The sequence below is a fragment of the Streptomyces sp. NPDC087440 genome, from assembly GCF_044744005.1.
Classification (GTDB): Bacteria; Actinomycetota; Actinomycetes; order Streptomycetales; family Streptomycetaceae; genus Streptomyces.
In genome coordinates, this window is the sequence record NZ_JBIUXN010000025.1 from 93,483 (window position 1) to 116,567 (window position 23,085).

The window sequence follows — 23,085 nt, forward strand, 5'->3', positions numbered from 1 at the left end:
CCCGCACCGACCGGCCCTGTTCTGTCGAAGGCCGTCGCACCGTTCCACGATGGGCGGCGGACCCTGGGGCAGGATGGGGGAATGCCCACGAATCGACTGGCCCATGAGACGTCCCCCTATCTCCTCCAGCACGCCGACAACCCCGTCGACTGGTGGCCGTGGTCGCCCGAGGCCTTCGAGGAGGCGCGGCGGCGGGGGGTGCCGGTGCTGCTCAGCGTGGGGTACAGCAGTTGCCACTGGTGCCACGTCATGGCGGGCGAGTCCTTCGAGGACGAGGGGACGGCCGCCCTCATGAACGAGCACTTCGTGAACATCAAGGTCGACCGCGAGGAGCGCCCCGACGTCGACGCCGTCTACATGGAGGCCGTGCAGGCGGCGACCGGCCAGGGGGGCTGGCCGATGACCGTCTTCCTCACCCCCGACGCGGAGCCCTTCTACTTCGGTACGTACTTCCCGCCGGAGCCCCGGCACGGGATGCCGTCGTTCCCCGAGGTGCTGGAGGGGGTGCGCGCCGCGTACGCGGACCGGCGGGGCGAGGTCGACGAGGTCGCCGGGAAGATCGTGAAGGACCTCGGCGAGCGCTCGCTGGCCGTCGCGTCGAACGGGCTGCCGGGCGAGGAGGACCTCGCGGCGGCACTGCTGGGGCTGACCCGCGAGTACGACGCGCGCAATGGCGGTTTCGGGGGTGCGCCGAAGTTCCCGCCGTCCATGGTGCTGGAGTTCCTGCTGCGGCATGCGGCACGGACGGGCTCCGAGGGGGCCCTCCAGATGGCCACCGACACCTGCGAGGCGATGGCGCGGGGTGGGATCTACGACCAGTTGGGGGGCGGGTTCGCCCGCTACTCCGTCGACGGCGGCTGGGTCGTTCCCCACTTCGAGAAGATGCTGTACGACAACGCGCTGCTGTGCCGCGTGTACGCGCACGTGTGGCGGGCCACGGGGTCGGACCTGGCGCGGCGGGTGGCGCTGGAGACCGCGGACTTCCTCGTACGTGAACTGCGCACGAGCGAGGGCGGGTTCGCCTCCGCGCTGGACGCGGACAGCGAGGACGGGGCGGGGCGGCACGTGGAGGGCGCGTACTACGTGTGGACGCCCGGGCAGTTGCGGGAGGTGCTGGGGGAGTCGGACGCGGAGCTGGCGGCGACCCACTTCGGAGTGACGCCGGACGGAACCTTCGAGGAGGGCTCCTCCGTCCTCCAACTCCCCCTCGATGCCGGTGAGTTGGCGGACGCGACGCGCATCGCGGAGATCCGGGCGCGGCTGCTGTCCGCGCGGGGCGAGCGGCATGCTCCCGGGCGGGACGACAAGGTCGTCGCCGCCTGGAACGGGCTGGCGATCGCGGCGCTGGCCGAGGTCGGCGCGTACTTCGACCGCCCGGACCTGGTGGAGCGCGCCACGGAGGCCGCGGACCTTCTCGTACGGGTCCACCTGGACGACGCGGCGAGGCTCGCCCGCACGTCGCGGGACGGCCGCGTGGGCCCCAACGCGGGGGTGCTGGAGGACTACGCGGACGTCGCGGAGGGCTTCCTCGCGCTGGCGTCGGTGACGGGGGAGGGGGCGTGGCTCGACTTCGCGGGCTTTCTCCTCGACCACGTGCTGATGCGGTTCCGGGGGGAGGGCGGCTCGCTGTACGACACGGCCGACGACGCGGAGAAGCTGATCCGCAGGCCGCAGGACCCCACCGACAACGCGACGCCGTCCGGCTGGACGGCGGCGGCCGGAGCCCTCCTCTCCTACGCGGCGCACACGGGCTCCACGGCGCACCGGGAGGCGGCGGAAGGCGCACTGGGCGTGGTCAAGGCCCTCGCCTCGCGGGCGCCGCGGCACATCGGCTGGGGCCTCGCCGTGGCGGAGGCGGCGCTGGACGGGCCGCGGGAGGTGGCCGTGGTGGGGGACCCGTCCTCCCCCGAGGCACGGACGCTCCACCGGACGGCGCTGCTGGGAACGGCCCCGGGCCTGGTGATCGCGTACGGGCCTGCGGGCAGCGACGAGTTCCCGCTGCTGGCCCACCGGCCGGGGGCGGGGGCGTACGTCTGCCGCGGCTTCGTGTGCGAGGCACCGACGGGGGACGCGGGGGTGCTGGGGCAGCAGGTGGGGGCGCGGGGGTAGGGGCGGAGCCCAGGGGGCGGGGGAAGGGGCCCCGTCCCCTCGGCGGCGGAGGGACGGTCCCGGGCCGGGGTGATCAGCGGCGGGGGTACGGTCTCTGGTCCTGGGTGCCGGTCGGCGGCGGGGGGATGGTTCCTGGTCCTGGGTGCCGGTCGGCGGCGGGGGGATGGTTCCTGGTCCTGGGTGCCGATCGGCGGCGGGGGACGGTCCCGAGCCCCGGGTGCCGGTCAGCGGCGGGGGACGGTCCCGAGCCCCGGGTGCCGGTCAGCGGCGGAGGGACGGTCCCGGGCCCTGGGGGCCGAGCAGGCCGAAGGGGGCGGCCCGGGACCGCAGGTCCGAGGTTCGCAGCGTCACCAGGTGCCGCAGGAACCGCACCCCCTCCCGCACCGTCGACTTCGACGCACCCGCGTGCCGCTCCCCGAAGACGTACGGGACTTCCGCGATGCCGCGCGGCCCGCACCGTACCGCCAGCTCCAGCAGGATCTTGTAGCCCAGCGGCTCCAGGACACCGGCCCGCTCCACCGCCTCCCGGCGGATAGCGAAGAACCCGCTCATCGGGTCGCTCAGCCCGCGCAGCGCACGCGGGAACAGCCCCTTGGCCAGCAGTGTCGACGCCCCCGACACCGCCAGCCGGTACCCGCCCGCGAGCCCCGACCGGCTGCCGCCCGCCGCGTACCGGCTGGCCACCACCAGCTCCGCGCCCGCCGCCGCACCCCGCGCGACCAACTCCGGCACCAGCTCCGGCGGATGCTGGAGGTCGGCGTCGATGACGACGATCCACGGCGCCCGCGCCCGCCCGATGCCCTCGACGACGGCCCCGCCGAGCCCCGCCGTCGGCACGGCCCGGTGATGCAGGACGACGGGCAAGGGGCAGGTGGCGGCGGCCCGTTCGATCACCGCGCAGGTGTCGTCCGTGGAGTCGTCCGCGAAGATCACCTCGGCGCTCGACGGCATCTCCGCGAAGGCCGCGCCCAGCCGCCGCAACAACTCCGCGATGTTCTCCGCCTCGTTGAAGGTCGGCACGACGATCGAGAGATCGACGTCCGAGGGCGACGGTTCCGGCTCGCCCGTCACACGTCCCCCCGTCACGCGTCCCCCCGTCATGGGTCACCTCGCACTCGCTTGCCGCCGCCGTCCACCGCACGCAGGGCCGCCGGCGCGAGGACGACCGCGTACAGCGAACCGCCGATCAGTGGCTTTACGTAACCCCCGAAGCCGATCCGGAAGGCGTACTCCCGCCCGGAGTCGTGCGGCGCGACCGCCCCGAAGGCCCTCATGGCGGCCGTCGGCAGCATCAGCAGCCAGGCCACTGGCGGGATCACCAGCAGGGATCACCAGCAGGGATCGCCAGCAGGGATCGCCAGCAGGGATCGCCAGCAGGGACCACCAGCGCGACCCGCGACCCGGGGGCCTCAGCCGTCGATACGGACGAGGCCCCCCTCGAACGTCCGCAGCATCCGGTCGATCAGCCCCACCAGGTCGTCCCGCTGGCCGCGCTCGGCCCAGTACAGCGTCGTCTCCAGTACGGCCGCCAGCAGCCCGGTGGCGAAGATCCGCACCTCCAGCTCGCCCGCGTCCCGCCCGGTCCGCTCGGCGATCACCCGGCACAGCATCCGGCTGGTGACGCTCACGCTCTCCACCATCCGGGCCCGTACGGCAGGCACTTCCAGCATGAGCCGGGTGCGCAGCAGCACCTCGTCCGGCTCCTCGTCCAGCGAGCGCCGCATCGCCTCGGTCACCACGGCCCGCACCGACTCCAGCAGCGGTTCGTCCGCCGGGCGCTGCCGCAGCGCGCCCTCCATCACCGGGTCGTACTCGTCGGGCAGGACGATGTCCTCCTTCACCGGGAAGTAGCGGATCACCGTGCTCGGCGAGACCTCGGCCTCCTCGGCGATCTGGTCGATCGTCGTGGCGTCCCACCCCTGGTCCGACACCAGCCGGAACGTCGCCCGGCGAATCTCCAGCCGCGTCTTGATCTTCTTGCGTTCGCGCAGGCCGGGCCGGGTGTCGAGGGTGTCAGGAGGGACGGACGGGGTGTGTGGGGCGGACATGGCGTCATTGTCGGCCATCTTCCGCGCACCTTGGCGGATCTTTGGCGGCCGGGGCCATTGTCAGTACCGCATGTCACCGTGTGGTGTGGGTAACCGAACTGTCCGTGAAATCACCACAGATGTGCGGAGTGATAGAGGGAGGGGGAGGCATGAGAAGACGCGTGAACGTGCTGACCGCGGCGTTGGCGGTGCTGTGCGTGCTGGCCTTTCTGGCCTGGGGGGCGGCGGCCGTCGTCGGTGTCGTGCTGGTGGCCGTGGGGGTCCTGGCATGGCACGTGGCCGCGGCGTCGAGGCCACGGCCACGGAGGCAGCACCAGCGGGGCACGGGCCCGTCCCCGGGCCCGGGTGTGCAGCCGGGGCTAATAGGCCGCCAGCGAGATCGCCGTGTAGTGCGCGACGAAGGCGGCGAGGGTGAGGGAGTGGAAGACCTCATGGAAGCCGAACCACGCCGGTGACGGGTTGGGGCGCTTGAGGCCGTAGATCACGCCGCCCGCGCTGTAGAGCAGCCCGCCGACGACCACCAGCACCAGCACCGCGATGCCGCCGGCCCGCATGAAGTCGGGCAGGAAGAAGACGGCGGCCCAGCCCATCGCGATGTAGCAGGGGGTGTAGAGCCAGCGCGGGGCGCCCACCCAGAAGACCCGGAAGGCGATGCCCGCACCGGCCGCCGCCCAAATCGCCCACAGCAGGGTGGTGCCGGTGGACTCGGGCAGCAGCAGGACGGTGAGCGGCGTGTAGGTGCCCGCGATGATCAGGAAGATGTTCGCGTGGTCGAGGCGGCGCAGCACCGCCTCGCCCCGGCGGCCCCAGGTGCCCCGGTGGTAGACGCCGCTGACGCCGAAGAGCATGCACGCGGTCAGGACGAAGATCGTGCACGCGACACGGGCCCGGGTGGAGTCCGCGAGAGCGATCAGCGCGATGCCCGCGATCAGCACGGCGGGGAACATTCCGGCGTGCAGCCAGCCACGCATTCTGGGCTTGACCGGGGGTGGATCGATCTCGGTGACCTGGGCGGGCACGGCATGCGACGTCATGACCCGAATGCTACCTACGGTTCCGTAAGTTCTGGCTACGAGTGGCGATGCTCACGCATGAGGGGATTGTGGGGAGTGGCGATGCTCACGTGTGCGGCCCCCTGGACAGATGGGCGGAGCACCGGGATGATCAAATGAGTGCGGTCGGCACCGGATGAGCGCCAGAGGGAAATGTTCCAAAAGAAACGTGTGAAGCATCCGGGTCGCAGCCCCCACGGGGCAACAAACCACAAAACCCCTCATCAAGGAGCAATCGTGGCGCGCGACATCGCGGCTCCCACCACCGTCCCGACCAACCACCAGGAGCTCGTCTCCTGGGTAGACGAGATCGCAGCCCTCACCGAGCCCGACCGTGTCGTGTGGTGCGACGGTTCCGAGGCCGAGTACGAGCGGCTCTGCGAGGAGCTCGTCGCCAAGGGCACGTTCAAGAAGCTCGACGAGATCAAGCGCCCGAACTCCTACTACGCCGCCTCCGACCCCTCCGACGTCGCCCGGGTGGAGGACCGCACCTTCATCTGCTCCGAGAAGGAGGAGGACGCGGGCCCGACGAACCACTGGAAGGCCCCCGCCGAGATGCGGGAGATCTTCCAGGGCAAGGACGGCCGCGAGGGCATCTTCCGCGGCTCGATGCGCGGCCGCACGATGTACGTCGTCCCCTTCTGCATGGGCCCGGTCGGCTCGCCGCTGTCCGCGATCGGCGTCGAGATCACCGACTCGGCGTACGTCGCCGTCTCGATGCGCACGATGACCCGGATGGGCCAGCACGTCCTGGACGAGCTGGGAGCCGACGGCTTCTTCGTGAAGGCCGTCCACACGCTGGGTGCTCCGCTCCAGGAGGGCGAGGCCGACGTCCCGTGGCCCTGCAACTCCACCAAGTACATCTCGCACTTCCCCGAGGACCGCGAGATCTGGTCCTACGGCTCGGGCTACGGCGGCAACGCCCTGCTCGGCAAGAAGTGCTACGCCCTGCGCATCGCGTCCGTCATGGCCCGCGACGAGGGCTGGCTGGCCGAGCACATGCTCATCCTGAAGCTCACGCCGCCGCAGGGTGAGTCGAAGTACGTCGCGGCCGCCTTCCCCAGCGCGTGCGGCAAGACCAACCTCGCCATGCTGGAGCCCACGATCTCCGGCTGGACCGTCGAGACCATCGGCGACGACATCGCCTGGATGCGCTTCGGCGAGGACGGCCGCCTGTACGCGATCAACCCGGAGGCCGGGTTCTTCGGCGTCGCGCCGGGCACCGGCGAGCACACCAACGCCAACGCCATGAAGACCATGTGGGGCAACTCCGTCTTCACCAACGTCGCGCTCACCGACGACAACGACGTGTGGTGGGAGGGCATGACGGAGGAGGCTCCGGCCCACCTCACCGACTGGAAGGGCAACGACTGGACCCCCGAGTCCGGTACGCCCGCCGCCCACCCGAACGCCCGCTTCACCGTCCCGGCCGGGCAGTGCCCGATCATCGCGCCGGAGTGGGAGGACCCGAAGGGCGTGCCGATCTCGGCGATCCTCTTCGGCGGCCGCCGCGCCACCGCGGTCCCGCTGGTGACGGAGTCCTTCAACTGGCAGCACGGCGTCTTCCTCGGAGCCAACGTCGCCTCCGAGAAGACCGCCGCCGCCGAGGGCAAGGTCGGCGAGCTGCGCCGCGACCCGTTCGCCATGCTGCCGTTCTGCGGCTACAACATGGGCGACTACATGAACCACTGGGTCAAGGTCGGCGCGGACAAGGACCAGGCGAAGCTCCCGAAGATCTACTACGTGAACTGGTTCCGCAAGAACGACGCGGGCAAGTTCGTGTGGCCCGGCTTCGGCGAGAACAGCCGCGTCCTGAAGTGGATCGTCGAGCGCCTCGACGGCAAGGCCGAGGGCGTCGAGACGCCGATCGGCGTCCTGCCGACGAAGGCCGCGCTCGACACCGACGGTCTGGACCTCCCCGAGGCCGACCTCGACTTCCTGCTGACGGTCGACAAGGAGGCCTGGCGCGAGGAGGCCGCCCTGGTCCCCGAGCACCTCAACACCTTCGGCGACCACGCGCCCAAGGAGCTGTGGGACGAGTACCGCGCGCTGGTCCAGCGCCTGGGCTAGTCCCCCCTGATACGTGGTCGGAGCCGGCCTGTTCCCCGGCTCCGGCCCAGCCCCCCGCCCGGTCCCCCCGGGTGCACGAACACCCGGGGGGCCGAGCGTGGGGGAGCCGCACTCGGATCGTCACGACACCGCCCTGACCAGTGGGATCCCTCGAACGAGCCGCGGCACGGCCCCCGGCGCCCGAGAAGGCGCCGGGGGCCATTCCCTTGCAGCCCTGACGCGTGAAGCCCTGACGCGGCACGTGCTCACCCGCGGTCCTCCAGGTACCGGGTCAGGGATTCCTGGCGGAGGCCCTTTTCGTCGCGTACGCCCGCTGCCAGTGTTCGCACGTCCCGCAGGATCAGGGAGAGCTGGCGGACCACGTGCTTCTCCGGGGGGTCGCCGCCCGGGGTGAGGCGGGTCCACCAGCGGGCGCCCAGGTAGGTGTCCACCGCCTCCGGGACGTCCTCGCGGACCGCCCGCCCCAGGATGTGGAGGGACTCCGGGTCGCGCTCCCACCCCCCGTGCGACAGCAGCGCGTCCAGCAGGCCCGTCAGCTCGGTCAGCCTTCGGGCCGGGACGGGCGGCAGGTCGGGCGTCACCGACGTCACGTACGTGCGCAGTCGGGCGAAGTCCGCCCGGAGGAGGTCCAGTGCGGCCCCCTCGCCCCCGAAGCCCGGCACCTCCACCCGCTCCGGCGGCGCCACCAGCGCCCCCGCCCCGTACAGCCCGGCCACCACCAGCGGCCAGTACGCCCCCGCCACCCCGGTGAAGGTGAGCACGAGGCCGAGCAGCCCTGCCCCGCACCCGGCGAGGTTCTTCCGGGATTCGAGGTAGCCCAACAACTTACTGGTAGCCACGGATCTCCTCGAAGGCCGCGTCCAGCGACCCCTTCGTCGCGTCGAAGAGCCGCCCCCCGGTCAGCGATGCGATCCGCTCCAGTTCCGAGCGGTCGGAGTCGCCGAACAGGACGGGGAAGACGGGCGTCGAGCGGCGCGCCACCGGCAGCCCCGCCCGGAAGGACTCGAAGGCGGAGGCCCCCTCGCCCGACGTGTTCTGCCCGTCCGTCATCAAAACGATGCTGGTGAACGCGTCGCCCGGCGGCCCCAGTTGGTCGTAGGCGGCACGCAGGCTGGTGTAGATCGCCGTGTCCCCCTGGGCCTCCAGCCCCGCCGCGAAGGAGTGCAGCGCGTCCAGGGCGGCGGCGGGCCGCGCCGGGTCGACCGTCTGCCGTACGACGTCCTTCACCCCCGAACCGAACGGCATCAGCGTCACCTCCTCCCGGTCCCGGAAGCGGCGGCCCACCGCCGACTCGGCCGTCCCGGTCAACCGGCCCAGCGCGGACTTCAGCCGGTCGAGCCGCTCGCCGCCCATCGACGCCGAGGTGTCCAGCACGTACACGGTGCGCGAGCGCCGCCGCAGGACGTTCTCGTACGAGAAGAGCAGGCTGTCGGCGACCGCCCGCGACCCCGGGAAGGGCAGCTCCCTGCGGCGGACCCGGGTGCCGGGAACCCCGGGGACCCCCACCACCGGCTGCCGGAACGTCGTGGCCGCCAGCGTGCGCTGCACCGGCACCGACCGCAGATGCGCGGCCAGCTTGGCCGCGTCCTCCTTCGCCCGCGCCGACGCGGAGGTGAGCAGGGAGAAGGGGTAGTCCGCCGTCACCACCCCGTCGCGGGGGCGGATCACCGTCAGCCCGGCACGGTCGTCCCGGTTCATGGAGAGCAGGACGGACTCGTAGTTGATGAGGGCCGCGACCGTTCCGCGCCGCGTGTACGCCTGGGCCAGCCAGCCCGAGGAACCCGAGGTCAGCCGCTGCCCGCCGAAGAACTCCTTCAGCCTCGGCGTCGCCGCCCGCACGTCCGCCTCCGTCAGCGCCCCCTGCGCCTTCGACAGCCCCGACGCCACCGACACCAGCGCCGCGAAGCCGGAGTGCGAGCGCACCGGGTCCGTCATCCCGTACGTCAGCCTGCCCGCCGCCACCGCCCGGTGCACGTCCGCCCAGGTCACCCGGTCCGGGGTCCACCCCAGGTCGCGTACGGTCGCCTCCTTCACCCCGATCGCCACCGGCGACGTCATCACCGGCGTCTCGGAGGTGAGCCGCCCCGCCGCCTCCGGGCGCAGCCGCAGGTAGTCGTTGGAGGACAGCCACACCGCGTCGTACCGCCCCTCCGCCTTCCCGGAGGCGATCTGCTCGACCGCGTCCAGGGTGCCCGCCCAGGTGAACCGGACCTCGACCCCGGTTTCCCGGCGGGCGTCCGCCAACACCGGCTCCACGTCGGCGAGTTCGCTGGAGGCGAGCACTCTCAGCGTCCCCGGCCGGTACTCCGGGGCGGCGGGCTCCTTCGGTGTCTCTCCGCACGCCCCGACCAGCAGGACCACGCCCAGCAGCGCCAGCGCCCGGCGTGGCGAGAACGTCATCGCGCACCCCCGTCCGAGGCCGACCGGCTGCGCTCCAAGTGGTCGCCCGCCGCCGTGAGTTCGGCGGTCAGCGACTGCACGGTGGTCGCCATGGCCTCCGTGGCCTGCGCCTTGTACGTGTCGATGGCGTCCAGCGTCGTGAAGATCTCCCGGAACGCCTGGCGCAGCGTCTCCGGGCTGACCGCCGCCTCGGCCGCGATCTGCTGGATCTCCCCGCTCTGCGTGGCCAGCATCTGCGCGTTGCCCCGGATCAGCTCGTCCGTCGTGCCGCGCAGGGCGTTGACCTGCTCGACGACCTTCTTCTGGTTCTCCAGCGCGGACGCCAGCATCACCGCGATGCGCAGGGCCGTGACCGTCGTCGTCGCGGCCCGCTCCACCCCCTTGATCAGCTCCTCGTTGTTGCGCCGGACCACGTCCATGGCCAGATAGCCCTGGGCGCAGACCGCCAGCTGCGTGAGCAGGTCCTGGTGCTTCTGCCGTACGGGAAAGAGCACGTCGACCCGCAGCGCGTCCGCCCGCGCCGGGTCGGCGGCCTGCGCCTCGGCGATCCGCTGCTCGACCGCCCCGTCCAGGGCCTGGGTCAGCACGGCGTACTCCTGGAGCTTGCCCATGGTGTCCCACAGGCGGGTGCGCTCGGTGTGCAGGGCCGCGTTGTCGCGGCGCAACTCGTCCTGGCCGCCACGCAGCGAGCCCACGATGCGGTTCAACGTGCCCTGCGCGGAGGCGTACTTGGCGACGTGGTCGCGGAAGCGGTTGCCGCCCGGCAGCTTCCCCAGCAGGCGGCGGGCGCCGCGCGCCGGGGTGTCCCGGGGGTCCAGGTCCTCGACGGTGCGCCGCAGTTCCAGCAGCGACCCGCCGACCCGCCCCTGCGCGTCCTCCTCCCCGGAGGACAGGGCCCGTACCGTACGGTCCAGCATCCGGTTGGACTGCTGGGCAGCCCCCCGGATCTCGCCCGAGCCGAGTGCGGTGATCTCCCCGATGCGGGTGCCGAACTCGGGGGAGCGGGTGTCGAGCCCGGTGAGGGAGGCGACGTAGTCGGCCGCCCGCCGCGCCATCTCCTCCCGCACCTCGGGCCCCACCGGCACCAGCCCGGCCGCCTGCTCGGTGCGGACCGGGCCCGCGGGCTCCGGCGGGGTGAGCACCAGCGGTGATTCCTGCGACGTGGTCATGACGATTCCCCCTGTGCGCGCCGCGCCAGCGCGTGCAGCACCGCGGAGGTGGGCACGGGCGCCTGGCGGACGCCGGTCAGCGACGGATTGAGGTAGGCGGAGTGCGGGGCGACGGCCGCCGCGAAATCGGCGGGAGCGCCCTGCGGCCGGAAGCCGTGGCGGACGGCGAGGGCCCGCAGCGCGGGGTCGTTGACGAGCAACTCGCCGACGGCGCGCCCCTCTTCGGTGACCGGGACCAGCGTGTGGTCACTGCTCACCGTCGTGTCCGGGTACAGCACCACCAGGTCGTCGCCCACGCCCTGGCCGCGGATCAGCAGCGACGCCACCTGGGACTCGTACACGAGCACCAGCGGATTGCCGACCCCGCTCACGAAGTCCCGGAACGGTGCGTCGCTGCTCGTCTGCTGCGCCCCCTGTACGGAGATCAGCTTCCGCAGCAGGGGTGCGGTGCGGGCCACCGCCGCGTCCCCGTCCGCGACCCGGCCGCCGTCGGCGACGTACGAGGCCGCCGCGAGATAGAGCGCCCCGGAGCTGGACGCACCGGGGTCGGTCGTCGAGACGAACAGCGAACCGCTCAACTCCCCGTACTTCTCGGCCCCCTTGAGCTGCTGCCAGGTCCGGTCGGCCTGCGCGGCGTCCAGCAGCGGCTTCATGTGCAGCATCCCCGCGTGCCGGCCGCGCAGCGTCGCGAGCCCCGCGTCCGCGAGCACACGGGCCGCGCCGGTGTGCGCGACGACGACCAGCGGCGAGTAGAAGGGCCGCAGCACGGAACCCGCGCCGCCCGCCTTCTTCCGCAGCTCGTCGGCCGGGGACTTGCTGGCCGGGAAGACGAAGTCGTAGCCCTTCAGGGGCAGTTGCTCCATCGCCCACGACCCGGACGTCTCCGTCCGCAGGGTGTAGCCCTTGGCAGCAAGGGCCTCCACCACCTTCGGGTCGGCGAAGAACTCCGCCTTCTCCGATCCGATCACTCCTCGCACGGTCTTCGTTGCCGTGCCCGGGCCTGTGCCCGTGCCCTGTTCTTCGCGACCCACTGCGACGGCAACTGCCACACCGCCGACCAGCAGCACCGCCAGGACGATTCCCAGGATGCGTCTCACAGGGGCAGAGTGCTCCCGGAAACCCACATTCCGGGCGGACTCGGGTGAACGCCGGGTGTACGTCCTATCGCAGTACGCAACCGGAACTCACGCCACCCGTACGGGAGTTGGTGGCACCCGGTCCACGGGCCTCCGCGGCCGTGGACCGGGGCCGATCAGAGGCCGACCGGGGAGGTGTCGGCGACGGCCGCCGTGTGCGCGTCCATGCGCTGGGCGGCGAGGATCGCGGCGGCGGTGTCCGCGCGCGAGGCGGCGACCACCAGCGCGCGGCCCGCGAGGGCGTGCGCGCGGCGGTGCAGGGCGGCCGCGTTCTCCCGGCGGTGCCCGGCGTGCCGGGCGGGCGGGGCGCCGCGCAGCCGGGCCACCTGGACGGCGATCCGGTCGGCGTCGGCGTCGAGGCCGAGTTCGTCGGTCACGGCGAGGAGGGCGGACAGGTGCCCGGCGAGCTGGATGTCCAGCTCCTCCTCGCGGGAGCGGTGCGGGAAGCGGGCATCGGCGTCGGCCATGGAGTGGACCGACTTGGCGCGGATCGGTTCGTACATGACGGATGGCCTCCTGCGTCGAGCGTCAGGAAGCCATCCTATATTAGATTCGGTCTAAAGAAGAGCACTCCGGGGACGCCCCCGGGAAGCGCTCCTCTCCGGGGCTCAGTGCTGGCCGTACCCGTCCAGGAACTTGCCGATCCGCGTCACCGCGTCCGCCAGGTCCTTGGAGTTCGGCAGCGTCACGATCCGGAAGTGGTCCGGCTCGGGCCAGTTGAACCCAGTCCCGTGCACCACCATGATCTTCTCGGCCCGCAGCAGGTCCAGCACCATCTGCCGGTCGTCCTTGATCTTGTAGACGCTCGGGTCCAGCTTCGGGAACAGGTACAGCGCCCCCTTCGGCTTCACGCACGTCACGCCGGGGATCTGCGTCAGCAGCTCGTACGCCGTGTTCCGCTGCTCCAGGATCCGCCCGCCCGGCAGCACCAGGTCGTCGATCGACTGCCGGCCGCCGAGCGCGGTGGCCACCGCGTGCTGCGAGGGCATGTTCGCGCACAGCCGCATGTTGGCCAGGATCGTCAGGCCCTCGATGTACGACGACGCGTGCGCCTTCGGGCCGCACACCGCCAGCCATCCGCTGCGGTACCCGGCCACCCGGTAGTTCTTGGAGAGCCCGTTGAAGGTGAGGACCATCAGGTCGGGCGCGATCACGGCGGTCGGCGTGTGCGTCGCGCCGTCGTAGAGGATCCGGTCGTAGATCTCGTCCGAGCAGACGATCAGGTTGTGCCGCCGGGCGATCTCGGTGAGACCCCGCAGCATCTCGTCGTCGTACACCGCACCCGTCGGATTGTTCGGGTTGATGATGACGAGCGCCTTCGTCCGGTCGGTGATCTTGCGCTCGATGTCGGCGAGGTCGGGCATCCAGTCGGCCTGCTCGTCGCACCGGTAGTGCACGGCCGTGCCGCCCGCGAGCGACACCGACGCGGTCCACAGCGGGTAGTCGGGGGCCGGGACGAGCACCTCGTCGCCGTCGTCGAGCAGCGCCTGCATCGACATCTGGATCAGCTCGGAGACGCCGTTGCCGAGGTAGATGTCCTCGACGTCGAGGTCGATGCCCTTGGTCTGGTAGTGCTGCATCACCGCGCGCCGCGCGGACAGCAGGCCCTTCGCGTCGCCGTATCCGTGCGCGCTGCCGAGGTTGCGGAGGATGTCCTCCAGGATCTCGGGCGGGCACTCGAACCCGAAGGCCGCCGGGTTGCCCGTGTTGAGCTTGAGGATGCGGTGACCGGCCGCCTCCAGCCGCATCGCCTCCTCAAGGACCGGACCCCGGATCTCGTAACAGACATTGGCGAGCTTCGTTGACTGGATCACCTGCATGACGGCGAGCTTACGGGCGCGTACGACCCGACGCGCGCGATTACGGACGCCCGCCCCGAACGAGTGCCCGCAACGGATTCCCCGCGTCTTCCATCGCAAAGCGGACCCCCGCCACCGCCCGCCCAAACGAGGGCCCCGGCCGCCCGCCGCCAACCGATCCGCAGGCCACGTGGCGTTCGTCACGCCCGGGGCCGCGCCCGCCGCGGAAGCGGACGGCAAAAGCGGAAACGGGCAGCAAAAAAGGCGCAGGCCGCGAGATCCACTCGGGGGAGGAAGCTTCAGCGCCGCCCCGGAGCCCTTCGTACGGACCGTCCTGCCAGCACCGGAGTCCGCTTCCCGTCCTCGATCACGAATTGCCCGTCAATCAGTACGTGCGGAATTCCGACCGGCAGTGTGCGCGGTGCGTCGAAGGTCGAACCGGCCGCCACGGTCGCCGGATCGAAGAGCACGAGATCTGCCCGGTATCCCTCCCGTACGAGTCCCCGGTCGGGAAGGCGGAGACGGGCGGCGGGGCGAGAGGTGAGATGGGCGACGGTCTCTTCCAGGGAAAGGACGCCCAACTCCCGTGCGTAATGGCCGAGATAGTGCGGAAAGGTGCCGTAGGCGCGCGGATGGGGTTTGTAGCCCTGGAGGATTCCGTCACTGCCGCCCGTGTGCACCCGGTGGCGCATGATGGCGCGGACGTTCTCCTCGTGGCCGACGTGCTGGAGGATCGTGGAGCCGAGCCGGTCGTTGATCAGCAGCCGGCGCGCGGTCACCCACGGGGCCTCGCCGCGCTGGGCGGCCGAGGCGGCGATCGTCTTGCCGACACAGCCCGCCAGGCCCGGGTCGGAGACGCCGGAGACCTCGATGGTGTCCCACTCGATGGGCACCCCGTGGCAGCCGTCCGCGCCGATCTCCTCCATGTGGTGGCGGATCTTCTCGGCCGTCGCGTCGTCCTGGAGGCGCTGGAGGATCGCCTCGGGGCCGCCCTCGCTCGCCCAGCTCGGCAGCATCGCGACGAGTGTGGTGCAGCCGGGGGTGTACGGGTAGGTGTCGAGGCTGATGTCGGCCCCGTCGGCGAGCGCCTCGTCCAGGAGGGTCAGCAGGTCGGGGGCCTTTCCCTTGTTCACGCCGAAGTTCATGGTGGCGTGCGCCAGGTGCAGGGCGCAGCCCGCGCTGCGGGTCAGCTCCACCATCTCCGCGTACGCCCGCAGGGCTCCGGCCCCGTAGGAGCGGTGGTGCGGGCAGTAGTAGCCGTCGTACGAGGCGACCACCCGGCACAGCTCGGTCAGCTCGGCGTCGTCGGCGTACATGCCGGGCGTGTAGGTGAGCCCGGAGGACATGCCGACGGCGCCCTGCTCCATGCCGTCGGCGACCAACTGCCGCATGTGGTCCATCTGTTGGGGGGTGGTGGGTCGGTCGTCCCAGCCGACGGCGTACATCCGCACCGTGCCCTGCGGGATGAGGTAGGCGGCGTTGACCGCGATGCCCCGGTCCAGCCGGTCCAGGTACTCGCCGACCGTGCGCCAGTCGAAGTCGACGTCCGAGCCGTCACCGTTCCACCCGGTGATCGCCGTGCGGACCGAGGCCAGCGTGCGGTCGTCCACGGGCGCGTACGAGAGACCGTCCTGCCCGAGCACCTCCAGCGTGACGCCCTGGGCGGCCTTCGCGCTGTGGTCGGGATCGCGCAGGAGGGCGAGGTCGGAGTGGGCGTGCATGTCGATGAAGCCGGGGGACAGGGCCAGCCCGTCGGCGTCCAGGACGCGGGCGGCGGTGAGCCGCTCCGTGGTGGAGATGCTGGCGATCCGGCCCTCGGTGATGCCGACGTCGGCGCGGTAGGACGCCCCGCCCGAGCCGTCGATCACCTGCGCGCCGCGTATGACGAGATCCATGACGGCGGCCCTCTCAGAAGAACGTGCGGACGAAGTCGACGACCGTGCCGTCCGCCTCGACCACCGGGATCAGCTGCCACTTGTCGAAGATCGTGCACGGGTGGGACATGCCCAGGCCCACCCAGTCCCCGACCTCCAGCTCGGCCGTGGCGTCGGTGCTCAGCCAGCCGTGCTGGTCGGAGAGCCCGGTGACGGTGATGCCGGTCGCGGGCCGGACACGGCCGTCGCGCGCGGACCGGACGACCTGGGCCTCGGGGAGGTGGAGGTCGTACGCGGCGTCCCGCTTGCCCGCGTTGACGAAGGCCTGCGCGGGCGTCGGACGGGACACGACCTGCGCCCACAGCCGGAACGCGGGCTGCAACTGCCCCTCCTCCGGCACCCGGTTGAAGGGGGTGAGCTCCTTGTAGTGGCCGTCGTCGTGCGAGACGTACGCGCCCGAGCGCAGCAACTTCAGGACGGGAAGGGAGAGTTCGGGGATCTCGGCGAAGACGTCCGCGACGGCGTCGAACCAGGCGCTGCCGCCCGCGCTGACCACGATCTCGTCGAGGCCGGGGGAGAAGCGTCCGGCCCGGTCGAACTCGACGGCCAGGGTGACCAGTTCGCGCAGCCAGGACCGCACCCGGTCGCCGTCCGCCTTCGGGACCTCGCCCTCGTACCCGGCGACGCCCACCAGGCGCAGCGTGCCGGTGGCGGCCACCGCGTCGGCGACCCGCGCGCAGTCCGCCGGGGTGCGGGCCCCGGTACGGGCGCCCTCGCCCGCGCCCAGCTCCACCACCACGTCCACCGGCCGGGAGCCCTGGGCCGCGCGCAGTGCCGCGTCCATCAGCTCGACGCCGCGCACGGAGTCGACGTAACAGACGAAGGAGAAGGTGGGGTCGGCGTCCAGTTCGGCGGAGAGCCAGCGCAGGGCGGCGGCGTCGACCAGCTCGTTGGCGAGGAAGATCCGGGAGATGCCGTACGCGCGGTAGACGCGGGCCTGGTGGGGGACTGCGGCGGTGATGCCCCAGGCGCCTCGCGCCAGCTGGCGCTCGAAGAGCTGCGGGGACATGGAGGTCTTGCCGTGCGGGGCGAAGGAGAGCCGGTGGCGCTCGGCGTACGTCTCCAGGAGTGCGAGGTTGTGCTCCAGGGACTCGGCGGAGAGGGCGAGGAGGGGGGTGGTGAAGCCGCCGTCGAAGACGTTGCGGCGCTGGGCGGCCAGCTCGCCCACGGTCAGGCCGGCGGCCTCGGCGTCCGGGGGGAGGGCCTTGAAGCGGTGGGTGACGGGCTCCTGCGCGAGCTGCTGTACTGCCGGGGTTTCCTGCTCGGCTCCCATGGGGCTCCTCCCTCCGGGTCGTTGCAGATAATGCAACGCCCATTGCGTATATCGCTCACCGATGTCTAACATCCGAGCCGTGTCCGCACAACAGTCAGGTTCCGGTACCAGGGTCGCCGCCGACGACGCCCACGAGGGCGTCCGGGGCGGGCTCAGCGACGTCGTCTGCCTCGGCGAGTCCATGGTCACCTTCCTCCCCTCCTGCCCCGGCCGGCTCGCCGACGTGCCGTCCTTCGGGCGCACCATCGGCGGCGCCGAGTCCAACGTGGCCTGCGCGCTCGCCCTGGCCGGGCACACCGCGAAGTGGGTCAGCCGGGTCGGTGCGGACGGTTTCGGTACATATGTGGTCGAGGCGATCGGTGCGTACGGGGTGGACGTGACGGACGTCGTCCGCGACCCCGGGCGCCGGACCGGCATCTACTTCCGCACCGCCGACGACCGCGACGACGCCACCCACGAGGTCGCCTACTACCGGGCCGGTTCCGCCGCCTCCGCGATGTCCCCGGACACGGTCGCGCGGTCCGCCCTCTTCGCCGGGCGGGTGCTGCACCTGTCGGGCATCACGGCCGCACTGTCGGCGGACTGCCTGGCGCTGATGCGGGAGTTGTGCGCGGCGGGAGCAGGCCGGCCGTTGCTGTCGTTCGACGTCAACTACCGTCCCGGGCTGTGGAGTTCGCCCGAGACCGGTGGCGGTGTGCTGCTGGAGCTGGCGCGGGGGGCCGACCTGGTCTTCGTCGGCGAGGACGAGGCGGCCGCCGCCTGGGGAGTACGGGGCGGACCGCACGCCGTGCGCGAGGCCCTGCCCGAACCGGGCGTCCTGGTCGTCAAGCAGGGCGCGGCCGGGGCGACCGTCTTCGCCGGGGGCGAGGTGCACCGCGTACCGGCCCCCCGGGTCGAGGTCGTCGCGCCCGTCGGGGCGGGGGACGCCTTCGCCGCCGGGTTCCTCTCCGCGACGCTGCGCGGACTCGACGTACCGCTGCGGCTGCGGCACGGGCACCTGACTGCGGCCGCCGCGCTGACCGTCGCCGGTGACGTGGCCGAGGTGCCCGCACGGGAGCTGGCCGACGCGTTGGCCGCACTGGACGAAGAGGCCTGGGGGAGACTTCGACTCGGCCCCGGGTGGACCGGGGCGGGGGAGCACGTGGAGGTACGTACCGCATGAGTCAGACAGTCGACCGCGCGCTGAGCATTCTGCCGCTGCTCGCGCAGGGCCCCGCCGACCTCGGGCAGGTCGCGGACCGGCTCGGCGTGCACAAGTCGACGGCGCTGCGGCTGCTGCGCACGCTGCACGAGCACGGGCTCGTCCACCGGCAGCAGGACCAGCGCTACCGGCTCGGCGCCCGGCTGTTCGCGCTCGCACAGGAGGCGGTCGAGAACCTGGACGTGCGGGACATCGCCCACCCGTACCTGAAGGAGCTCAACGCCGAGTGCGGGCACACCGTGCACCTCGCCGTGCGGGAGGAGGGGGAGGTGCTCTACATCGACAAGGTGGAGAGCCGCTACCCCGTGCGGATGTACTCGCGGATCGGCAAACCGGTCGCGATCACGGTCGCGGCGGTGGCGAAACTGCTGCTCGCGGACCTGCCGGAGGGGGAGCGCCGGGAGATCGCCGAGAAGCTGGAGTATCCGCAGTACACGGCCCGGTCCACACCCAACGCCGCCGCCTTCGTACGGGAGTTGGCGCTGGTGCGGGAACAGGGCTGGGCCACCGACCTCGGCGGGCACGAGGAATCCATCAACTGCGTCGGCGCGCCGATCAGGGGCGCGGACGGCAAGGTCGTCGCGGCGATGTCGGTGTCCGCACCGAACGTCGTCGTCACGCGGGAGGAGTTGCTGACGTTGCTGCCGCTGGTGCGGCGGACGGCGGAGGCGATCAGTCGCGAGTACTCCGGTACCGGCGACCTCCCGCAGAACACGTAGGGCGCCCGGCGTCCTCGAACCACCCCACCTTCGTCTGGTTAGGAAGCAATCCCATGGCTGACAAGCTCGAAAAGACCGCGATCACCCCCTCGACGCACACGGCTCCGCCCGCGAAGTTCTCGCACGGGGTGCGCAAGGGGAACCTGCTGCAGGTCGCGGGGCAGGTCGGGTTCCTCCCGGCGGTCGAGGGGCAGGCGCCGACGCCCGCCGGGCCGACGCTGCGGGAGCAGACCCTGCAGACGTTCGCCAACGTCAAGGCGATTCTGGAGGAAGGGGGGGCGTCGTGGGAGGACGTCATCATGCTGCGGGTGTACCTCACGGATGTGGATCACTTTGCGGAGATGAACGCGATCTACAACGAGTACTTCGCTGATCTGAAGGAGGTGCCGTCGGCGCGGACGACGGTGTACGTGGGTCTGCCGGCCGGCCTCCTCATCGAAATCGACGCCCTCGCGGTCCTGGGCTGATCCGTTCCGGGGGCGGACGCGGGAGCACCCGGGGGGATCCGGGAGTGGCCCCCCCCCGGGGCAGGGGGGGGGCGAACCCCCTTCCCCTCTGCTTCGCAGCCGCCCCCGTGGCTCCGCCCCTTCGCCCTGGCCCCGTGGGCGCCGGCGCCGCTTCCCCCGCTTCCCCCAGTCCCCTTGGGTGGCGGGGCCGCCCTTCCCCACCTCCCCCCAGCCGCCTTGGGCGGCGGGGCCGCCCCCCGGGGGCGGGACGGGCGGGCAAGGGGGCGGCCCCTCCCGCTCCCGGCCCACCCGGGTGCCGCCCCTGGCCCAGCACCTGCGCCGGAAGCGCGTCCAAAGGGGCCCCGGGCCCGCCTCCCGGTGCCGTAGCGCGCAGCTCTGCCCCGCCGGGGCAAGGGGTCCCCAGCCCCGCCCCTTCACCTAAACCCGCAGGGGCATGCACGGTTCCCGTGCGGGTGCGTGGGTGGCTGGTCGCGCAGTTCCCCGCGCCCCTGACGGGGCGCCCAGCGCGGCGGAGCCGCACGTGCAGCACAGCCCCGCGCCCCTGACGGGGCACGGCACCCACGCCGCGAAAGTCCCCCCCCGCCCCCTGCAAGAAGCCCTGCTCTCTCCTACCCCCACGGGGCGACACCGCCGTCCCCCCGGAACGCCCGGAGTTGACCGCACATGCAGCTCGCAGCATCACAAGCCGCCCACCTGGCCCACATATCCCAGCTCGCCGCAGGCGACCCCCCGCCCACGCCGCACACCGGCGGCCTCCTGGCCCTCATCGGCGGGACGCCCGGCCTCCTCACCGTCGCCGTGCTCGGCATCGCCCTTCTGCTCTTCCTGATCATCAAGGTGCGGCTTCAGCCGTTCGTGGCCCTGCTCGCCGTGTCCGTCGTGGTCGGCCTCTCCGCCGGGCTCTCGGTCACCGAACTCTTCGGCACCGTCCAGAAGTCCAGCGCCGTATCCGTGATCGAGTCCGGCATGGGCGGCATCCTCGGGCACGTCGCGATCATCATCGGGCTGGGCACGATGCTCGGGGCGATCCTGGAGGTGTCCGGCGGGGCCGAGGTGCTCTCGCAGCGGCTCCTCGGGGTCTTCGGCGAGAAGCGCGCCCCGCTGGCGATGGGGCTCACCGGTCTCATCTTCGGTATTCCGGTCTTCTTCGACGTCGGTATTTTTGTCCTCGCCCCGATCGTCTACGCGGCCGCCAAGCGCAGCGGGAAGTCGATCCTGCTGTACGCGATGCCGCTGCTGGCCGGGCTGTCCATGACCCACGCCTTCCTGCCCCCGCACCCCGGACCGGTCGCCGCCGCAGGGCTGTTCAAGGTTTCGCTGGGGTGGGTGATCCTGATGGGGCTCGCGGTCGGCATCCCGGCCGTGCTCGCCGCCTGGGGCTACTCCGCCTGGATCGGCAAGCGCATCTTCGTACCCGTACCGCAGGACATGGTGGAGGCGGCCGAGGAGGCGAAGGCGGCCGTGGTCGCCGAGCAGCAGGCGGCCGGGGTGGAGCCGAGGGAGGACCCCGTCCCGCTCGGCACCGTCCTCGCGATCATCGGTACCCCGCTGGTGCTCATCCTCGGCGCGACCTTCTCCTCGATCGCGCTCGATCCGTCCACCCTGCGCTCGGTGATCGAGTTCTTCGGGAACCCGTTCGTCGCCCTGACCATCGCCCTGCTCCTGGCGTACTACCTGCTCGGCATCCGCCGCGGGTGGTCCCGCAAGTCCCTGGAGAAGGTGTCGACCTCGTCGCTCAAGCCGGTCGGCAACATCCTGCTCGTCGTCGGCGCGGGCGGCATCTTCGGCGCGGTCCTCAAGGGCAGCGGCATCGCCGCCGCCCTCGCCGAGACCTTCGACAACGTCGGGCTCCCGGTCATCGTGCTCGCCTGGCTGATCTCCGTCGTCCTGCGGGTCGCCCAGGGCTCGGCGACCGTCGCCATCGTCACCACCGCCGGAATCGTGGTCCCGATGGTCCAGGGGCAGGACGTCTCGCAGGCCCACCTCGCGCTGATCATCATGGCCATCTCGGCGGGCTCGATCTTCGCCTCGCACGTCAACGACGGCGGCTTCTGGATGGTCGCCAAGTACTTCGGCATCTCCGAGCGCGACACCCTGAAGTCCTGGACCGTACTGGAGACCGTTCTGTCGGTGGCGGGATTCGCGGTGGCCGCGCTGCTCAGCCTGGTCATCTGACCGGCTGCGATACGGAGACGATCGGGCCCCGCCCCTTGCGTTCTCCCGCCCCCGCCCCCCACGGTGATCCAGATCATGGTGGGGGGCCAACGGGAGGCAGGAAAGCCCATGTCGGACAGCATTCCAAGCGGCAAGAGCAACGGCGGAGCGACCCCCGAACTCGCCCAACCCGCACTGCGCAAGGCGAGTTGGAAGTACATCGGCCCTGGCATCGTCGTCGCCGCGACCGGCGTCGGCGCCGGTGACCTCGTCGCCACCCTCATCGCGGGCAGCCAGTTCGGGTACACCCTGCTGTGGGCCGCGATCATCGGCTGCGTCGTCAAGATCTCCCTCGCCGAGGCCACCGGCCGCTGGCACCTCGCCACCGGCAAGACCCTCTTCGAGGGCTGGCGCAGCCTGGGCCAGTGGACCTCGGTCTACTTCGCCGTGTACGTCGTCGTGTGGGGCTTCGTGTACGGGGCCACCGCGATGTCCTCGTCCGCGCTCCCGCTCGCCGCACTCATGCCGGACGGCCCCGACATGAAGTTCTGGGCGGTCCTGTGCGGCCTGCTCGGGCTCGCCTTCGTGTGGTTCAACCGGTACGCGGTCTTCGAGAAGTTCATGACCGTGGTGATCGGGCTGAAGTTCCTGGTGGTCGTGTACGTCGCCATCCGCGTCGCCCCCGACCTCGGCAACGCCGTCAAGGGGCTCGTGCCCACGCTCCCGGACGGGTCCCTCTTCTACACCCTGGGCCTGATCGGCGGCGTCGGCGGCACCATCACCATGGCCGCGTACGGGTACTGGGTGAACTCCAAGGGCTGGACCGACACCAGCTGGATGAAGGTGATGCGCCTCGACAACCGCGTCGCCTACATCACCACCGGCGTCTTCGTCGTCGCCATGCTCATCATCGGCGCCGAACTCCTGCACTCCTCCGGCATCGCGCTCGGCAAGGGCGACAAGGGCCTCGTCGACCTCGGCGGCGTCCTGGAGGACAAGTTCGGGGCCGTCACCGCGAAGCTCTTCCTGATCGGCTTCTTCGCCACGTCCTTCGGCGCCCTGGTCGGCGTCTGGCACGGCGTGAGCCTGATGTTCGCGGACTTCGTGGAGCGCTTCCAGCGGGAGCGCGGGACCGGGCAGCCGGCCGTCGGCATGGTCGAGGAAGTCGCGGCGGGCAAGCGTGAGAAGTCGCTGCCGTTCCGGGCGTACCTGCTGTGGCTGACCTTCCCGCCGATCGGCCTGCTCTTCCTCGACCAGCCGTTCGGACTGGTCGTCGTCTACGGCGTGCTCGGCGCGTTCTTCATGCCGTTCCTCGCGCTGACGCTGCTGTGGCTGCTCAACTCCACGCGCACACCGGGCCAGTGGCGCAACGGGTGGCTGAGCAACGTCATGCTCGCGCTGGGCGGCCTGCTGTTCGTGGTGCTGTGCGTGAAGCAGGTCATCGACCTGTTCGAGTAGGGGTACGGGGAGGGGGCGCCCGGTGCGCGAGGAGCGCCGGACGCCCGCGCCCCCGCACAAGGGCGCCGGGCGCCCCCTCCCCGTACAGGAGCATTC

At 71.8% G+C, this 23,085-nt stretch carries 18 protein-coding genes and 1 pseudogene; 7 read left to right on the forward strand and 12 right to left on the reverse strand.

Annotated features, from left to right (window positions below; translation table 11 throughout):
• Nucleotides 1-81 precede the first annotated feature (81 nt).
• Nucleotides 82-2,109 (forward strand): thioredoxin domain-containing protein, encoded by a 2,028-nt coding sequence (locus tag ACIO3O_RS35940; protein WP_401753136.1) that lies wholly within the window; start codon nucleotides 82-84, stop codon nucleotides 2,107-2,109.
• 270 nt (nucleotides 2,110-2,379) lie between these two features.
• Here the strand turns inward: ACIO3O_RS35940 and ACIO3O_RS35945 are convergent.
• The 4 genes and pseudogenes from ACIO3O_RS35945 to ACIO3O_RS35960 form a co-directional block, all read right to left on the reverse strand.
• Nucleotides 2,380-3,210: pseudogene (locus ACIO3O_RS35945) on the reverse strand (polyprenol monophosphomannose synthase); the annotation flags it as partial.
• A complete protein-coding gene (locus ACIO3O_RS35950; protein WP_401753138.1) occupies nucleotides 3,207-3,428 on the reverse strand; it encodes a hypothetical protein in 222 nt (73 codons plus the stop codon). The gene ACIO3O_RS35950 and the pseudogene ACIO3O_RS35945, both read right to left, overlap by 4 nt.
• Nucleotides 3,429-3,518: 90 nt before the next feature.
• Entirely contained in the window at nucleotides 3,519-4,175 is a 657-nt protein-coding gene (locus ACIO3O_RS35955; RefSeq protein WP_401753140.1) for a TetR/AcrR family transcriptional regulator, read from the reverse strand.
• Between the two features lie 341 nt (nucleotides 4,176-4,516).
• Nucleotides 4,517-5,191, reverse strand: a complete 675-nt coding sequence (locus ACIO3O_RS35960) for a hemolysin III family protein (protein ID WP_401753142.1) — start codon at nucleotides 5,189-5,191, stop codon at nucleotides 4,517-4,519.
• Nucleotides 5,192-5,446: 255 nt separating this feature from the next.
• On the opposite strand from ACIO3O_RS35960, the gene ACIO3O_RS35965 reads away from it, so the two are divergent.
• A complete protein-coding gene (locus ACIO3O_RS35965; protein WP_401753144.1) occupies nucleotides 5,447-7,279 on the forward strand; it encodes a phosphoenolpyruvate carboxykinase (GTP) in 1,833 nt (610 codons plus the stop codon).
• A gap of 245 nt (nucleotides 7,280-7,524) precedes the next feature.
• Here the strand turns inward: ACIO3O_RS35965 and ACIO3O_RS35970 are convergent, their stop codons facing one another.
• The 8 genes from ACIO3O_RS35970 to ACIO3O_RS36005 all read right to left on the reverse strand — a co-directional run bounded on the left by ACIO3O_RS35970 (nucleotide 7,525) and on the right by ACIO3O_RS36005 (nucleotide 16,990).
• Entirely contained in the window at nucleotides 7,525-8,118 is a 594-nt protein-coding gene (locus ACIO3O_RS35970; RefSeq protein ID WP_401753146.1) for a hypothetical protein, read from the reverse strand.
• The gene (locus ACIO3O_RS35975; protein WP_401753148.1) at nucleotides 8,105-9,679 is read right to left on the reverse strand and encodes a substrate-binding domain-containing protein; all 1,575 of its coding nucleotides are present in this window, start codon (nucleotides 9,677-9,679) and stop codon (nucleotides 8,105-8,107) included. The genes ACIO3O_RS35970 and ACIO3O_RS35975 overlap by 14 nt, the downstream gene beginning before the upstream one ends.
• A complete protein-coding gene (locus ACIO3O_RS35980) occupies nucleotides 9,676-10,848 on the reverse strand; it encodes a toxic anion resistance protein (RefSeq protein ID WP_401753150.1) in 1,173 nt (390 codons plus the stop codon). Before ACIO3O_RS35980 ends, ACIO3O_RS35975 begins: the two co-directional genes overlap by 4 nt.
• On the reverse strand, nucleotides 10,845-11,972 hold the full coding sequence (locus tag ACIO3O_RS35985; protein WP_401753152.1) for a hypothetical protein: 1,128 nt from the start codon (nucleotides 11,970-11,972) through the stop codon (nucleotides 10,845-10,847). The genes ACIO3O_RS35980 and ACIO3O_RS35985 overlap by 4 nt, the downstream gene beginning before the upstream one ends.
• Before the next feature lie 128 nt (nucleotides 11,973-12,100).
• Complete coding sequence (locus tag ACIO3O_RS35990) at nucleotides 12,101-12,487, reverse strand: hypothetical protein (protein ID WP_401753154.1); 387 nt, start codon at nucleotides 12,485-12,487, stop codon at nucleotides 12,101-12,103.
• A 105-nt stretch (nucleotides 12,488-12,592) separates the two neighbouring features.
• On the reverse strand, nucleotides 12,593-13,804 hold the full coding sequence (locus tag ACIO3O_RS35995; protein ID WP_401753156.1) for a pyridoxal phosphate-dependent aminotransferase: 1,212 nt from the start codon (nucleotides 13,802-13,804) through the stop codon (nucleotides 12,593-12,595).
• A gap of 278 nt (nucleotides 13,805-14,082) precedes the next feature.
• Nucleotides 14,083-15,678, reverse strand: coding sequence for an amidohydrolase family protein (locus ACIO3O_RS36000; protein ID WP_401753158.1), 1,596 nt, complete (start codon nucleotides 15,676-15,678; stop codon nucleotides 14,083-14,085).
• Between the two features lie 13 nt (nucleotides 15,679-15,691).
• Complete coding sequence (locus tag ACIO3O_RS36005) at nucleotides 15,692-16,990, reverse strand: amino acid deaminase (protein WP_401753160.1); 1,299 nt, start codon at nucleotides 16,988-16,990, stop codon at nucleotides 15,692-15,694.
• Between the two features lie 79 nt (nucleotides 16,991-17,069).
• Between ACIO3O_RS36005 and ACIO3O_RS36010 the strand changes: the two genes are divergently transcribed.
• From ACIO3O_RS36010 to ACIO3O_RS36030, 5 genes are all read left to right on the forward strand, one after another.
• Entirely contained in the window at nucleotides 17,070-18,152 is a 1,083-nt protein-coding gene (locus ACIO3O_RS36010) for a sugar kinase (protein ID WP_401753162.1), read from the forward strand.
• Nucleotides 18,149-18,910, forward strand: coding sequence for an IclR family transcriptional regulator (locus ACIO3O_RS36015; protein WP_401753164.1), 762 nt, complete (start codon nucleotides 18,149-18,151; stop codon nucleotides 18,908-18,910). Before ACIO3O_RS36010 ends, ACIO3O_RS36015 begins: the two co-directional genes overlap by 4 nt.
• Before the next feature lie 53 nt (nucleotides 18,911-18,963).
• Complete coding sequence (locus tag ACIO3O_RS36020) at nucleotides 18,964-19,377, forward strand: RidA family protein (RefSeq protein ID WP_401753166.1); 414 nt, start codon at nucleotides 18,964-18,966, stop codon at nucleotides 19,375-19,377.
• A 663-nt stretch (nucleotides 19,378-20,040) separates the two neighbouring features.
• The gene (locus tag ACIO3O_RS36025; RefSeq protein ID WP_401753168.1) at nucleotides 20,041-21,552 is read left to right on the forward strand and encodes a GntP family permease; all 1,512 of its coding nucleotides are present in this window, start codon (nucleotides 20,041-20,043) and stop codon (nucleotides 21,550-21,552) included.
• Between the two features lie 108 nt (nucleotides 21,553-21,660).
• Complete coding sequence (locus ACIO3O_RS36030; RefSeq protein WP_401753170.1) at nucleotides 21,661-22,989, forward strand: Nramp family divalent metal transporter; 1,329 nt, start codon at nucleotides 21,661-21,663, stop codon at nucleotides 22,987-22,989.
• Nucleotides 22,990-23,085 lie beyond the last annotated feature (96 nt).